17 protein-coding genes are annotated in these 15,402 nt (G+C 43.0%); 3 read left to right on the top strand and 14 right to left on the bottom strand.

Features of this window, described 5'->3' with window-relative positions:
• Positions 1-148 precede the first annotated feature (148 nt).
• From RG47T_RS23615 to RG47T_RS23595, 5 genes are all read right to left on the bottom strand, one after another.
• Complete coding sequence (locus RG47T_RS23615; protein WP_074492387.1) at positions 149-760, bottom strand: superoxide dismutase; 612 nt, start codon at positions 758-760, stop codon at positions 149-151.
• A 73-nt stretch (positions 761-833) separates the two neighbouring features.
• Complete coding sequence (locus RG47T_RS23610) at positions 834-1,310, bottom strand: nucleoside deaminase (RefSeq protein ID WP_074492384.1); 477 nt, start codon at positions 1,308-1,310, stop codon at positions 834-836.
• Positions 1,307-1,681 carry an SdpI family protein gene (locus RG47T_RS23605; protein ID WP_074492382.1) on the bottom strand — a complete coding sequence of 125 codons (375 nt, stop codon included), beginning with the start codon at positions 1,679-1,681 and terminating at the stop codon, positions 1,307-1,309. Before RG47T_RS23605 ends, RG47T_RS23610 begins: the two co-directional genes overlap by 4 nt.
• Positions 1,682-2,017, bottom strand: a complete 336-nt coding sequence (locus RG47T_RS23600) for a tRNA-binding protein (RefSeq protein ID WP_074492380.1) — start codon at positions 2,015-2,017, stop codon at positions 1,682-1,684.
• Between the two features lie 138 nt (positions 2,018-2,155).
• Entirely contained in the window at positions 2,156-2,833 is a 678-nt protein-coding gene (locus RG47T_RS23595) for a hypothetical protein (protein ID WP_074492378.1), read from the bottom strand.
• Positions 2,834-2,918: 85 nt separating this feature from the next.
• Here RG47T_RS23595 and RG47T_RS23590 point away from each other — a divergent pair, with 85 nt between their 5' ends.
• Positions 2,919-4,109: a class I SAM-dependent rRNA methyltransferase gene (locus RG47T_RS23590; RefSeq protein ID WP_074492375.1), complete on the top strand. Its 1,191-nt coding sequence runs from the start codon at positions 2,919-2,921 to the stop codon at positions 4,107-4,109.
• 340 nt (positions 4,110-4,449) lie between these two features.
• Here the strand turns inward: RG47T_RS23590 and RG47T_RS23585 are convergent, their stop codons facing one another.
• The 9 genes from RG47T_RS23585 to RG47T_RS23545 form a co-directional block, all read right to left on the bottom strand.
• Positions 4,450-5,748, bottom strand: coding sequence for a hypothetical protein (locus RG47T_RS23585; RefSeq protein ID WP_074492373.1), 1,299 nt, complete (start codon positions 5,746-5,748; stop codon positions 4,450-4,452).
• Positions 5,749-5,792: 44 nt separating this feature from the next.
• Positions 5,793-7,160: a DUF4097 family beta strand repeat-containing protein gene (locus tag RG47T_RS23580; RefSeq protein ID WP_074492371.1), complete on the bottom strand. Its 1,368-nt coding sequence runs from the start codon at positions 7,158-7,160 to the stop codon at positions 5,793-5,795.
• Positions 7,141-7,701 carry a hypothetical protein gene (locus RG47T_RS23575; protein WP_074492368.1) on the bottom strand — a complete coding sequence of 187 codons (561 nt, stop codon included), beginning with the start codon at positions 7,699-7,701 and terminating at the stop codon, positions 7,141-7,143. The genes RG47T_RS23580 and RG47T_RS23575 overlap by 20 nt, the downstream gene beginning before the upstream one ends.
• Complete coding sequence (locus RG47T_RS23570; RefSeq protein ID WP_074492366.1) at positions 7,698-8,258, bottom strand: RNA polymerase sigma factor; 561 nt, start codon at positions 8,256-8,258, stop codon at positions 7,698-7,700. Before RG47T_RS23570 ends, RG47T_RS23575 begins: the two co-directional genes overlap by 4 nt.
• A 63-nt stretch (positions 8,259-8,321) precedes the next feature.
• Positions 8,322-8,861, bottom strand: coding sequence for an AAA family ATPase (locus RG47T_RS23565; protein WP_074492364.1), 540 nt, complete (start codon positions 8,859-8,861; stop codon positions 8,322-8,324).
• A gap of 103 nt (positions 8,862-8,964) precedes the next feature.
• Positions 8,965-9,261: a GIY-YIG nuclease family protein gene (locus RG47T_RS23560; RefSeq protein WP_074492362.1), complete on the bottom strand. Its 297-nt coding sequence runs from the start codon at positions 9,259-9,261 to the stop codon at positions 8,965-8,967.
• A gap of 49 nt (positions 9,262-9,310) precedes the next feature.
• Positions 9,311-9,928: a nicotinamide riboside transporter PnuC gene (gene pnuC / locus RG47T_RS23555; protein WP_091690827.1), complete on the bottom strand. Its 618-nt coding sequence runs from the start codon at positions 9,926-9,928 to the stop codon at positions 9,311-9,313.
• A 111-nt stretch (positions 9,929-10,039) separates the two neighbouring features.
• On the bottom strand, positions 10,040-12,094 hold the full coding sequence (locus RG47T_RS23550; RefSeq protein ID WP_074492358.1) for a M13 family metallopeptidase: 2,055 nt from the start codon (positions 12,092-12,094) through the stop codon (positions 10,040-10,042).
• 94 nt (positions 12,095-12,188) lie between these two features.
• Positions 12,189-12,431, bottom strand: coding sequence for a helix-turn-helix domain-containing protein (locus RG47T_RS23545; protein WP_074492355.1), 243 nt, complete (start codon positions 12,429-12,431; stop codon positions 12,189-12,191).
• Between the two features lie 396 nt (positions 12,432-12,827).
• Between RG47T_RS23545 and RG47T_RS23540 the strand changes: the two genes are divergently transcribed.
• The gene (locus RG47T_RS23540; RefSeq protein WP_074492353.1) at positions 12,828-13,967 is read left to right on the top strand and encodes an acyl-CoA dehydrogenase family protein; all 1,140 of its coding nucleotides are present in this window, start codon (positions 12,828-12,830) and stop codon (positions 13,965-13,967) included.
• 115 nt (positions 13,968-14,082) lie between these two features.
• Positions 14,083-15,285 (top strand): TlpA disulfide reductase family protein, encoded by a 1,203-nt coding sequence (locus tag RG47T_RS23535; protein ID WP_074492350.1) that lies wholly within the window; start codon positions 14,083-14,085, stop codon positions 15,283-15,285.
• Positions 15,286-15,402 lie beyond the last annotated feature (117 nt).

Genomic DNA, 15,402 nt, shown 5'->3' with positions numbered 1-15,402 from the left:
AGAGCCCCCGACCCCCTAAAGGGGGAGAATGTTGTTTTATAAATGAATTACTTTTTACTTTAAACAAGAACACCATTGCAATGTGTGCAATGGTGTTCTTGTATTTTGCGCCTAAGCCCTCTCCCCCTAAGAGGGTTGGGTGAAGCAATTAGACCGTAGCTTTTTTATAAAGCTCAGCAACATGGTTCCAGTTAACTACATTCCAGATGGCTGCAAGATAGTCAGGACGACGGTTCTGATATTTCAGGTAGTAAGCGTGCTCCCAAACATCGATACCGAAAATTGGAGTACCTTTTACTTCAGCGATGTCCATTAAAGGGCTATCCTGGTTAGGGGTTGAAGTTACAGCCAATTTTTTATCCGGAGTAACAATTAACCATGCCCAGCCAGAACCGAAACGGGTTGCACCAGCTTCGCTCACTTTAGTTTTAAAATCGGCAAATGAGCCGAAAGTGCTTTTAATAGCATCAGCCAAAGCGCCTGTAGGTTCGCCGCCACCACTTGGTGAAAGCAAAGTCCAAAACATGGTGTGGTTAAAATGACCACCACCATTGTTGCGTACTGCCGGTGGAAATTTTGAAATATTTTTGATGATATCTTCAATATTACTGTTGGCTTCTGGTTTGCCCTCAAGCGCTTTGTTTAAATTGGTAACATAAGCCTGATGATGTTTGCCATGGTGAATTTCCATAGTCAATTTATCAATGTGTGGTTCCAGTGCGTCGGTTGCGTATGATAGCGCCGGTAGTTCGAATGCCATAATCGTATTTTTAAGGTTAAAAAGAATGTGTTACAAATATAAAGCCCAATGTTTAATATTTGTTCTCTTTATGTCAAGTTTTCTGCCTGCGGCTTTTAAAGAAGTCTTTTACCAGCTGGCCGCACTCGTTTTCAAGTATTCCGCCGGTAATTAAAGTTTTGGGGTGGGTTATTTTCTGATTTAAACGGCCAAAACCCAATTTAGCATCATAAGCGCCAAACACAATACGCCCCACCTGGAACCAATATGACGCGCCCGCGCACATTACGCAAGGCTCCATGGTTACATAAAGGGTACAGTCCGGTAGGTATTTACCGCCGATATAGTTGGTAGCAGCCGTAAGCGCCTGCATTTCTGCATGTGCCGAAACATCATTGAGCCGCTGGGTAAGGTTATGCCCCCGGCCAATGATTTGCCCTTTGCAAACCACAATGGCACCAATCGGGATCTCGTCTGCAGCCAGTGCAAATTTGGCTTCGCGCAGGGCCTCGTTCATAAAAAAGTCGTCGGGCGAAATCGTGGCTTCACCCTCAAAGTTGATATACCTCATAAGTTCTGTTTAGTACCAAACATCTTCTTTAAGTGCTTTTCGGTAAAGTAATGCATAATGATGGCCATAGCAAGCCCTGCCGCCAGCGTACTGAACGCTTGAATCATGTTCATTAGTTTTTCGGTTGTACCCAATAAATGCAATACCAAAGATAAGGCCATACCGATCAATACAAATAAAAACCCGATTTTGACCCATAATTTGGTGCTGTAGATATTGCCTTCGTCCCAGGTTTGCTGATTTTGCATAGAAGTATTAGTACGGTAGCCATACCAGCCGTTAATATATTTAGGTGGAAATGTTCTTTGTATAAGCCCGTTCAGCAGCATAATAACGCCAATGAATTGCGGACCAGAAACCCAGTTTATCATTTATATTAGTTTGCTTCCGTTGGGTACCGGGCGTTCAATTGCAGTTAGTACAATGTCGCCATTCTCGTCAGCCAATCCTGTCACTAAAAATTCCGACATAAATTTACCAATTTGTTTCTTCGGAAAGTTAATTACGCCCAAAATCTGCCGACCAACCAATTCTTCCTTCGTATAATGCTTGGTGATCTGTGCACTCGACCATTTAATGCCGTGCTCGCCAAAATCAACCCTTACCTTATAGGCAGGTTTGCGGGCCTCGGGATAATCAACCGCTTCCAATATAGTGCCGGCATGCAGGGCTACCTTCTCAAAATCGTTCCAGGTGATGGGTTCCATGAGGGCAAAGATACTTCAGTTGTCGGTTATCAGTTGTCTGTTGTCAGGAAAATTCATGGAAAATCTTGCCGTCGATGGGTACGGACAACAGATAAAACCATCAAATCTTATATTCTCTTCTTTTTAGAGGGTTTTAAATTAATGCTTTATTTTATAAAGGCTATCTATGAACTTAGGCAAATTGGTAACAGGCTTTAGGTTCCTATCCTTATTATTTCCCAAATCTTCAAAATCATAATACCGGACTTTAGTTACGCTATCATATTCACCCAAAACGTTATCCATCGCAATTAATCCATAATAATTGACTTTATCGCTATCATGGCTTTTGAGACCTTTAACATAAATGATTAGGTCTAAGCTGTCATTTTTTATTATGGGATAAAAAAACATTTGTGAAGGCCTGAAATAAATATCCTGATACTTTAAAGTAAAATTTTTATTAGCTCTCTGTCGAAATGCAGTAACCGTCCATCCTTTTATTAGCGGTGCACTATTCACGATGTTTTTAACAGCAGAAAAATTGTTTTTATCTCCATTCGCAGAGATCAAAATATCTCTAACTCCTTTATATTCGTCAGATACCTCAACGGCTAAACCTTCACTTATTGGATGTAGATGTTCTAAAATTAAATCCAATTTTTGATCACGATTTTTATCATCGAGATATTCAAATTCTGTTTTATGATTACTAAACCACTTCCAAAAGACACTCACTTTATCATCTTGTATCGACTTATTCGAATTAAACGAAGAAAGTAAAATGAATACTGTAAAGGCTAAAAGTATAAAGGGTTTTATATGATAGTTATACATTGTGAAAGATTTTCGATAAATATATAAATCTCCACGATGAAAATCATTGCACCGACAACTGCCAACCAAATCTTATCTTTGCACCATGATTGATGTGATCCTTAAAAAAGGGAAAGAAAAAGCGGTAATGCAAAGGCACCCATGGTTGTTCTCGGGCGCAATAGATAAGGTGAAGGGCAAGCCGGCCAATGGCGATGTGGTGCGCCTGCTGAGTACGGATGGTAAGTTTATGGCTTACGGCTTTTACAACGATCAATCGCGCGTGGCGCTGCGCCTGCTGGAGTGGAACGAGGATGTGGCTATTGATGGCGACTGGTTCCGCAAGAAAGTGGCGGTTGCAGTAGCGAGCCGTGCCGAATTATTGGCTGATGGCAGTACCAATACCTGCCGCTTGATTTTTAGCGAGGCAGATTACCTGCCGGGATTAATTGTTGATAAATACGCTGATTATCTTTCTTTACAGATCCTGACATCGGGTATAGAAAACAATAAAGCTGTTATTATTGATGAGTTGGAGAAGCTGTTGAAGCCTAAAGGCATCTTCGATAAAAGTGATGCATCATCGCGCGAACATGAGGGGCTTGGCGCATCTAACGGAGGCGTACTGGCCGGCAACCATCCACCCGAAATTGTGGAAGTAAAAGAGAACAATGTAGTTTACGGTATCAACATTGCCGAAGGCCAGAAGTCAGGCTTCTATTGCGATCAGCGCGATAACCGTCACCTCGTAGCTGCCCATGCTAAAGGCAAAAAAGTATTGGATTGCTTTTGCTATACCGGCGGCTTCACCCTCAACAGCTTAAAAAATGGTGCAGCATCTGTTACCAGTGTAGATAGTTCGGCATTGGCGATAGAGACGCTGAAACAAAATATTGAACTGAACGGCTTAAATGCCGATCTGATTAGAACCTTTCAATCTGACGTAAACAAACAACTACGTAAATTCAAAGAAGAAGGCGAAACGTTCGACCTGATCGTGCTCGATCCACCCAAATATGCGCCATCGCGCTCTGCGCTCGACCGCGCCGCACGTGCCTACAAAGACTTGAACCGCATTGCCATGCTGCTATTGAATAAAGGCGGCCTGCTGGCTACCTACTCCTGCTCGGGTGCTATGGATATCGATAACTTTAAACAGGTGCTTGCCTGGGCCGCTTTAGATGCTGGCAAGGAAGTACAGTTTATCCACCAGTTTTGCCAGCCCGAAGACCACCCCGTTAGGGCTTCTTTTCCGGAGGGAGAGTATTTGAAGGGGCTGCTGTGCAGGGTTTTGTAGGAAGACCGAAAGTCCGAAAGTAGACAGAAACACACACCGTGAATGTTGCCGCAATTTGCAGTGACCGTGCGTCCCCTCTCGAGAGGGGAATTGTAGGGTAGTGGTGTTTGCATTAACTTTAATAAGGGGTGTGTTGTGCACCGAGCATAGCCGCCCATCGTCCTGAGCTTGTTTCAGGGTCTCTCAGAGTTTACTACCTACCCATCTTATGGCTTAGCGTGTGGGATCCTGAAACAAGTTCAGGATGACGGATTGAGACTATAGTTTTAACAAAGCAACCCTGCTTTTAAGGGCAAGGGCTGCATTTAAACAAACTAATTATACGCTTCTTTAATTACGGCTACTGATCGAACTTAATGCTGGTAAAGTTTGATTTAATGGTAACTGTTTTATCTGCACCACCTTTGCCGGCGTGCCCTTTGTAGGTTTTGTTGGGGTTGTAGTAGGTGTGTTCACCCTCGGCAGGGGTTTTGCTGGTTACGTTAACATTGGCATCGTCATAATTAAAGCCACCCATTTTGGTGCTTACATCAAAGTCGAAACCATCGTTAGCGTTTAACAATACCTTGCTAAAAGAGGCATCAATGTTAAGCGTTTTCAGGTTCTTATCCAGCTCGCCTACTTTAAAGCCGGTGCCGCCACGGGTATATTTCAGCGTAACATCGCCGGATGAGGTGAGTTTATTAACATCTAAACCGGCAAAGCTAACTTTCGCTTTCAGTTTATCTGCCAAGCCTATTTTGGCCGTACCATAGGCAATGGTAAACTCGTCGCTGTTTAAGGTTGCTATGGTAGCATCACCAAACTTTATGCTGATGTCGTTTAGCGGGTTGGATAATTGCTGAGCTGCTAGGCTACCAAACTTCAGGTCTAAGGTTACTTTACCGCTCATATCGGGTATGGTAACATTGCCAAACTTGTTGGCAATATTTAGTGCATTTTTTGCAGGCATGTAAACGGTGTAGTTTATCACTACCCTCCTGATATGTGAATCGCCCGAATCGCCCCATGATCCCCAGTTGTTATCCTCTTCATTTTTTTCGATATCTGTTTTAAAGGCAACAACATCGCCTTCTTTACTGTCCCTAATGTTGACTCTATCCAATAGTTTCTGTGCGTCTGCGTCGTTATCGGCATCTGCTTTAACTTCTACATCTACCTTAACCTCGTTTTTGGCCCAGGTATTAACAACCACCTTACCGAAGGTGTTTTCTATCTGTACTTTGTCGGCACTACTAATAGTGTAGCTTTTGGTGTAGGGTTTAGCTTTCTCTTTAACCTCGCCGCTGGCTATCTTTTTATCGATAGATTCATCGCCGCGCATGTAGCTTCTGCTTCCGTTGCTATTGTCATCGTTTTCGTAACTTTTATTCATCCGGTCTGCTCTGGCCTGCGCCCGCTCAGATGTTCGCTTCGATTCTTCGTTCCGAAGCTCATTCATCTGCTTTTGCACAGTATGCATCTGGTCTTGCAGGCGGTGCATTTTTTCGCGATAGTTTGAGGTATCGGTTTGCGTAGTGTCGGTGTAATAGCTGCCTGTAACGGGTGCATTGTTGCCGTTGGGGCCTTGCTGTGCTATAGCATTGTTGGTAAAAATAAGGCATAGCATAGCCAGGATGGTGTTTTTAAACATCTTCATAATGATAATATTTGGTTTGGTATATCTAAAAAACGATGATGGTACTATTCGAATTTCACGCTGCCGAAAGTTGACCTGATGGTGATCAGTTTATCGGAGTTACCCTTGCCCACCTTGCCTTTGTAGGTTTTGGTTGGGTTAAAACCGCGCTCGCCATCTTCGGGCGTTTTGCTGGTAATAGTTACGGGTACATCGCCGTAGCTGAAGCTGCCGTAGCGCACGGTGATATCAAAATCGACATTCTGATTGTTGCTCAATCCCAGTTTTACGCTGGAGTAAGAGGCATTTACAGAAAGGCTTTTCACATTTTTACCTACATCACCAACCTGTACCTGGCCGCTGTAACGCGCGTTAATGGTGCCCGATGTGGTTAGCTTGCCAATTTTGGCCGAGCCGTAGCTTACATCGGCATTCAGGTTATCGCTTTCGCCAATGTTAAGGCCGCCGTAGGCTACGTTAATATCACTGCCTGTAAGGTTATCAATGGTTGCGCTACCATACCTTATCTTAATTTCGTTAGCAGAATTGGTAAGGCTTTTGGCTACCAGGCTACCGTATGAATTATTGATAATCAGCTTACCGCTCAGGTCTGGCAAATCTGTACTGCCGTAACGGTTGGTAATGTTAAGTGCCATTTTAGCCGGCATGTAAACGGTGTAGTTGATCTCTATTTTACGTACCCGCGATTTGCCAGAATCGAACCAAGTGCCCCAGTTGTTGCTGCCAGATTTATCGTAGTTGGTTTTAAATGATATCAACGACCCATCTTTACTATCGCTGATGTTTACATTATCAATCAGCTTCTGGGCTTCATCCGCTTCGTTGGCATCGGCTTTCATCTGCACATCTACCTTTACTTCATTTTTAGCCCAGGTATTTACAATGATCTTGCCGTATATATTGTCTAACTGCAATTTGTCATTGCCGTCTGCACTGTAGCTTTTGCTGTAGTTTTTTATCTTCTCGCTAACCTCGCCGCTTTGTACTCTTTTGGCAATATAATCATCGCCATGTACTACGGTAATGTTATTATTAATGCCCACACTATTTACAATAACCCCCAGCCCTTTGCTTAAGCCGGATATGTTATCTTCTATGCTATAGCTCATACTGGCCGAGCTTTTCTTTAACTTTTTGCTGGCCTCACGCATAGCCAGCGTGCTTTTTTTAAACTCATCGCTGCGCATGCTGTTCATTTGCTTTTGCAGGTCGCGCATTTTATCCTGCAGTTTGTGCATGCTATCGCGATAGTCTTTGCTTTGGTTAATGTCGCTATTGTTGGTATAGGGTTCGGCTGGGGCGGCTGGGCTTACCGGCGCGGCACTGGTTGCCGAGCTTTGCGCAAAGGTGATGCTACCTCCTAATAAGCACATTACTGTGAAAAGAGCCCTATTAAATATTTTTGTTTTCATCTTGATTTTTAACTTGATTGTACTGTTCAATAACTTGTAATTGCTGGTTTAAAACCTCTGATTGTACTTGCAAGTTCCGGATCATTGCTCGTAAAACACGCTCTTGATTGGGGCTGGTTTTTAACTCTGTGTTCAGCTTTTTATAGGTAGAATCCATTTTAGCGATCTCACCGCTAAACTCCTTATATAACTGCGGGTCTGATTTTGCAATCAAATGCAGTTCTGTTCTTCTGGCTTTTACCAGCGATGCATAATGCACTTGTTGTTTAGCGTACTCTGGGTTAATGGCTACCAGATTAACGCCGCCTGTTGTTTTTCCTGTTTTTAGGTAGAATACGAAACCTATGCCCATTACCATGATAATCATGGCGGCCACTCGTAATACGAAGCCAAGGGAGAAGGTTTTGGCTTCGCGCTTTTTTGGCAATTCCTCCGCAAAGGTTAGTCTGCTTTCTATATTATCCCATAAAGCGGCTCTTGGCTCCAGTTCATCAAAACCATCCTGGTTATCACGAATGAAATCTTCTAATCGCTTGCTCATGCTACTTTTCCTCTCTGTTTTAATATCTCGCTCAGTTTTCTTTTTGCTCTTAAAAACTGTGTTCTTGATGTGTTCTCGTTTATTTTCAATATCTGGCCAATCTCTTCATGGTCGTAACCCTCCAGCAGGTATAGTGATAACACTACCCGGTAGCCTTCGGGCAGCAACAGCATGGCCCGTTTAACTTCTTCAACCTGGTACTGCATTTCTTCGTCGTCGAAACTCTCGGTGTCTGCAATGTTTTCCAGTTGTTCGCTCTCCATCTCCACCAGGTCCAGCTTGCGTTTACGCAGCAGGTTGATAGATCGGTGAACAACAATTTGTTTCATCCACAGGCCGAAGGTTGTTTCCTGCCTGAAATCTTTCAGTTTGTTAAAAGCATCTACGAACGATTCCTGCAATACATCCTCAGCCTCTTCAACATTACCCACAATACGGTAGGCAACGTTAAGCATCGCTTTCGAATATAAACGGTAAAGCTCGTAGCAGGCTTTTTTACTTCCCTGCTTACACTCAGCCACCAGGCTGTAATGTTTGTCTATGTAAACGGCTTCCAATGTGATTAGCTTTCGAGTATAAGAGACGCACCGTTTTTTTCAACGTTGCACGAAAGCTAAAAATTAGTGAAAAGAATTGATAAAATCTGTTATGGCTGTTACAGCATTGGCATACCGACCGGCCCCCGTGCCCGAAATAACGGTATATCGGGCATTTAAAGCCTGTAATTCCTGGTGCCAAACGTCCATAAAATGTTCGCGCATATTTGGGAAATCGCGCAAAGGATCATCTTCCCAGGGCAGGTCGATGTTTAAAAGTAAGTATAAGTCGTAGGGATGTTTCGGCAATTCGTCTAACACCTCCTGCGGCGATTTACCAAAAAGCTGGTCGCTCCAAATCTTAACAGTTAAAAAAGTGGTATCGCAGATCAGCAATTTATTGGCCTGTGGCAGCATTTGCTCTTCCAGTTCCAGCTGGCCGTAAAACATGTTGATCTCATCCTGCCAGGTATAGTCGCCCGTCAGGTTTTCGCAATAGCCACGGGCAAATTCTGGCACCCAAACGGTTTTAAAATATTCAGCCAGGTGTTTAGACATGGTTGATTTACCTGTAGATTCGGGGCCTACGATGGCTATTTTGAAAATATTGTTCTGATTACTCATTTATTATATAATATCATCGCGAGTCACAACTACTGTGGGGACGGCAACCTCGTAGTGTAAATATCACAACCTTGTCATTGCGAGGTACGAAGCAATCTCGTCGCTAATCATACCAACTATTACTTAAATCATTCCAAGCAGGGTTCTCATTAACAATCAAATTGATTTTACTTTGCCTGGAACCGCCTTTTAATTGTTTCTCTCTTGCGATTGCGTCTTGCACCCATTGATAATCCTCATAATATACCAGCTTGTTGCAATCATATTTGGCCGAAAAGCCTTTGAATACTTTTTGCTTATGCTGCCAAACCCTTTCCTCAATATCACTTGTAACACCAACGTATAACACCGTGTTGGCCTTGTTACAAAGTATATAAACATAATAGCTATGAACTTTCATACTTACCCAACATGCTACGAGATTGCTTCGTACCTCGCAATGACAAATATTAATAGAGAATTTCTTGCTTTCTATACGCCTTCTGCCAATCCAAGTACCCTAATAACGCAATAATAGCGTAAATGGCATACATAAAGGCGGTAGGTTTTAAATCTTTTACAAAGTACACACCAACATATATTATATCTACAAATACCCACATCAGCCAGTTTTGATAAATTTTGCGGGCCATAAACAATTGGGCTATCAGGCTTACTGCGGTGCAAAAGCTATCCAGGTAAGGGTAAGCGGCTGGTTTGTAATGTAAAATGGGTGAGAGCTTAGTAAGCGTATAACCCAGGGCAGGGGTTATTAATGCAATGGCAAAGATGGTCCAGGTGATTTGTTTGGTGGTGATCGCTACTACGGGTACCTTAATATCGGGTTCTTTTTTGTGGCTCCAAAAATACCAGCCATAAATATTAGCGCCCAGAAAGTAAAACTGTAGTCCCATATCGGCATAAAGCCGGGCTTCAAAAAAAATGAAGATGTATAATGTTACGCTGATAATGGCAAAAGGCCAGTTCCAGATGTTGTTTTTGGCCGCCAGGTAAACACAAAGCAAGCCCGTAACCACGCCGATGAGCTCGATATAGCTTTGCTCGTGCCACCAGTTTGCAAGGTACATTTGAATTTGCTAATTAGATAATTTGTTGATTTGTCAATGGGGTAATTTGTCAATTAATTGCCTATTGCCAGGAATTAACAAATTGACAAATTACCTCATCAACAAATTACTTTACCAGATCTTTACCCGTTTATCAGGGTCGACCCACATTTTATCACCTTTTTTAATGCCGAAAGCTTCGTAAAACTCGGGCACATTACTAAACGGACCGTTTACACGTAAAAAGCCTGGGGCGTGTACGTCTGTTACGATCTGATTTTTCAAGGCTTCTTCGCGCTCCTCGCCTAACCAGCCCAGTGCATAACCCAAAAAGAAACGCTGCATTGGTGTTAAGCCATTGATCTTTTTACCTTCTTTATACTGCTCGGTTTTTTTGAACGCATCTACACCGATTACTATACCACCTAAATCGGCAATGTTTTCGCCTTGTGATGCTTTGCCATTAACATGCAGGCCGTATACGGTAAAGTTGTGAAACTGATCAATGATCACCTGCGCACGCTGTGTAAACTTAGCCGAATCCTGCAGTGTCCACCATGCCTTCAGGTTTCCTTTGGCATCAAACTGGCGGCCTTCATCATCAAAACCGTGTGTAATTTCGTGGCCGATGGTAGATGCTGCTGCATAACCATAAACAACGGCATCATCTACATCCTCATCTTTGGCGCCAGGGATCATAAACTGCGCAGCAGGTAATACAATCTCGTTGTTTGATGGGTTGTAGTACGCATTGTAGGTTTGCGGCGTCATGTCCCACTCGGTACGATCAACCGGTTTCCCTAGTTTGGCAGCTTCGCGTTTTTGCCAAAAAATATTGGCATTGATCACATTTTGCACATATGGGTTTTTAACAATGGTAAGGTCAGAGAAATCCTTCCATTTATCTGGGTAGCCCACTTTAGGGTTTACTTTAGACAGCTTATCCAATGCTTTGGTTTTAGTTTCGCTGCTCATCCAGTCCAGCTTCTCAATATGCTCTTTAAAGCTGCTGCGGATGGCTTCAACCAGCTTTACATAACGCTCTTTGGTTTTCTCTGGGAAGTATTCTTTTACAAATAGCTGTCCCAGTACTTCGCCCATCAGGCTGTTCTCGGCATCAATAACTTGTTTCCAGCGTGGCAGTTGTGTTTTTTTACCGGAGATCACCATGCCATAAAAACGGAAGTTTTCGTCGCGGAATGATTTGCTAAGCTGGCCGCTAAACTCGCTCACCAGGTTTTTGCGCAGGTAAACTTTCCAGTCGGCAATACTGTAGGTAGTTAAGGCTTTGCTTAAAGCGCGGTAATACTCTGGCTGGCCAACAATTACCGTATCAACTTTTTTATAGTTCATTTTCTCAAACAGATCTTTCCAATCTATTTGCGGTGTTAGCTTGCTTAAGCCGGCTAATGGCATTTTGTTGTAGTTTTTATACGGATCGCGCAAATCTTCCAGTTTGCGTGAGCTATCTGCCAAAAATTTCTCTAAAGCAAATACTTTCTGCGTACCGGCGGTAGCGGCGGCATCATCCAAACCCGAGAGCTTTAATACGGCAGGCAAATGCGTTTGCTGATAATCTGTACGGATTTTTACGCTTTGCGCATCTGTATTAAAATAGTAATCGCGGTTTGGCAGGCCAATGCCCGATTGGTATAACTGCAATATCATCTTGTCGCTATTTTTGGCATCCTGGCCAACGTAGCCACCCAGCGGCGTAGTTACACCAATGGTTGACAGATGCGCAAACTCATCCAATAATGATTTAATATCCTTTACCGCGTCTATTTTGTCCAGCTCTGGCTTTAATGGCGACAGGCCCTGTTTTTCGATGGTAACGGTATCCATACCGCTGTAATAAAAATCGCCGATCTTTTGCGAACTGGTGCCTTTTGCCGCATTTTCTTTCAGGGCATCCTCATTGATCTTTTTTAAACGATCGCGCAGCTCGTCGCTTACCAGGTTGCCGATACCCCAGCGTGAGTACGCAGCCGGGATGGGATTCTTTTTTAACCAGCCACCGTTGGCATACTTAAAAAAGTCGTCTCCGGGTTTAACGGTAGTGTCCAGATTTTTGTATACCGCATCGTTGGCGGCATAGTCTGGTGCCTTATTACTTTGGCAGGCACCTAATAGCATTGCTGCCGCCAGCGCAGCATACAGTGGGGTTGAGTTATTCTTTTTATTCATTTTAGCAGCTTGTAAATCATTCTGTACAGAATTTAGGATTCGTTGTATAGAAAAATGGAATTATTTAAAAATTAATACACTAATTTAGTAGTTTTTAATAAATACCCTGGAAAAATCCGGATAGGGAAACATCAAAGTAGTAACAAATCTTTCGCAGTGTATCTAAACGTACATCTATTTTTCCAGATTCGAGTCGGGCGATATTAATATTGGTTTCGCTGTAAAAGCGTTCCTGCGTAACTTGGTTTTGTCGTCGCAGGCGCTTAATCTGCAGGGCTACCTTCTTTTTAAAGGCATCTTCAGAGTTATTAAGGTATTCAAAATCAGTGAGTAGCATTTTTTAGTCAGTTAGTTTTAGGGGTATAGCTTATTTTACTTAGGTTACTGCTTGGTCAATTATACTTTTTTATTATTTACTGTAAATATAAGTGTGAAAATAATAAATTATGACGTATTAGTAAGTATAATATTAAAATTGTGGCTTTACTTTTGTATCGTTATTAATGACTCTACGTTACACCTGTGAAAAATATAAAACAACATCTACCTACAAAAAATATTTGTTTTTGAATTCTCAGACGCCCAAGCTGAGGTTTTTTGTTCTTTGTTTTGGGTTTAATCAATAGTTTAAATTAATTAGGGGAAAGGGAGCTTCGCAAGAGCTCTCTTTTTTTGTGCCAGTTTTTTACTATGCACGCATAGTATTATATTTGAAAACCAAATATGCTATTTTATGAATTTCGATTTTACTGAAGAGCAACTTATGATTCGCCAGGCTGCCCGCAATTTTGCCCAAAACGATTTAAAACCCGGCGTTATAGAACGCGACGAGCACCAAACCTTCCCTACCGAACAAATGAAAAAACTGGGTGAACTGGGTTTTTTAGGGATGATGGTTGCACCCCAATATGGCGGCGGCGGCATGGATACTACATCTTATGTGCTGGCCATGGAAGAACTTTCTAAAGTTGACGCCTCTGCTTCAGTAGTGGTATCTGTAAACAATTCATTGGTTTGTTATGGCTTAGAGAAATATGGCAACGAAGAACAGAAACAAAAATACCTGCTGCCCCTGGCCAAAGGTGAAGTGATTGGCGCTTTTTGCCTTTCTGAACCAGAAGCAGGCTCTGATGCCACATCGCAGCATACCACCGCTGTTGACATGGGCGACTATTATTTATTAAACGGCGTTAAAAACTGGATCACCAATGGTAACTCGGCATCTACCTATATTGTAATTGCACAAACCCACCCCGAAAAGGGTTCTAAAGGCATCAACGCCTTAATTGTTGAGCGCAGCATGGAGGGCTTTGCCGTGGGTGCTAAAGAAAACAAGATGGGCATCCGAGGGTCAGACACGCATTCGTTAATGTTTACCGATGTAAAGGTGCCCAAAGCCAACCGCATTGGTGAGGATGGTTTTGGGTTTCCCTTTGCCATGAAGGTTTTAGAAGGCGGCCGTATTGGTATTGCTGCCCAGGCATTGGGTATTGCTTCGGGCGCTTATGAACTTGCCCTTAATTACTCGAAAGAACGTAAAACCTTTGGCAAGCCGCTTTCAGACCACCAGGCCATTCAATTTAAACTGGCCGATATGGCTACCGAAATAGAAGCCGCCCGCCTGCTTTGCCTGCGCGCGGCCTGGCTAAAAGATAATGGGCAACCCTACGGAGCCGCAAGTGCTATGGCTAAGTTATTTGCATCTGAGGCAGCCATGAAAGTTGCTGTAGAGGCTGTGCAGATACATGGCGGGTATGGCTTTATTAAAGAGTACCACGTAGAACGCCTGATGCGCGATGCCAAGATCACCCAGATCTATGAGGGCACGTCTGAGATTCAGAAAATTGTCATATCGCGCGATTTGTTGAAATAATACGCCGCTGTTATTATCTTTGATAAGACTACTGTTTTGGTAGACTTTTAGATCTGCAATAAAAACAAACATAGCTCATGGCAGATCGCTATATTTAAAAAACAACCCATTGCAAATGAAAATCCGGATTATAACCTTAGCCCTATTATTAACGGCAGCAAGTGGCTTTGCGCAAAAAAAGCTAACCACGGGCATATGGCGCGGTACATTGCAAATACCTGCCGGCGAACTGCCTTTTAACTTTAATATAAAGGATACAGCCGGGCACCAGCAAATAGCCATTATTAATGGCAGCGAACGCTTTAAGGTTAATGATATTAAGATCAAGGATGATTCCGTACTGATCCAGATGCCCTTGTTCGATTCTGAATTTAAGCTGAAATTTGATGGTGCCAGCCTGAAAGGTAACTGGGTAAGGCATTTGGGCGAGCGCGATGTGCAAATTCCATTTGCTGCAGAACCGGGTGTAGCGTACCGCTTTAAAACTACCGAGCCTACCAAATATACCGTAGCAGGCAGATGGTCGGCCATTATTGGTGCAGATGAGCCGGATACCACCGTTGCTGAATTTAAGCAAACCGGCAACAAGGTTACCGGCACATTTTTAACCACCACCGGCGATTACCGCTACCTGGAAGGTTCTATTTCGGGCGATAAACTTTCCCTCTCATGCTTTGACGGAGGCCATGCCTTTTTATTCACAGCCACGCTGAAAGATGAAAACACTTTGGTTAATGGCTTATTCGGTAAAACGCCATGGCATGCCGTGCGTAAACCCGATGCCAAACTACCTGATGCTTATGCACTTACTTTTTTAAAACCGGGCTACAAAAAACTGGAGTTCTCCTTCCCCGATCTTGATGGTAACAAGGTATCGCTAAGCGACCCGCGTTTTAAAAATAAAGTGGTAATAGTAGAAATTATGGGCTCGTGGTGCCCCAACTGTATGGACCAAACCGCTTACCTGGTAAAATATTACAAAAAGTACCACAACAAAGGCGTGGAGGTAGTTGACCTGGCTTATGAGCGCACTACAGATTTCAACAAATCGAAAGCATCATTACTGCGGGAGAAAAATCATTTCAACATCCCATACCCGATACTGATAACCGGCCATACCAGCAACAAAAAAGAAACCGGAGAAAGCTTGCCTGCACTGGCCAATTTCTTCTCGTTCCCAACCACATTAATCATCGATAAAAAAGGTGACGTAAGAAAAATTTACACCGGCTTCAGTGGCCCCGGCACAGGCGATTACTATACCGAATTTATCAGCCAGTTTGAAAAGATAACACAGGACTTACTGGCAGAAAAGTAGTGCCTACAAGCACCGAAGTAGCTAAAACTTTCGAAAAAAGCATTACTTAAATGAGTAATACTTTTTTCAACAAAAAATGCGATTTATCTAATAGATAAATCGCATTTTTTGTATTGG

It is taken from the genome of Mucilaginibacter polytrichastri (genome assembly GCF_001911425.1).
GTDB classification, from domain to species: Bacteria; Bacteroidota; Bacteroidia; order Sphingobacteriales; family Sphingobacteriaceae; genus Mucilaginibacter; species Mucilaginibacter polytrichastri.
This window is presented reverse-complemented; position numbering and strand designations above follow the sequence as displayed.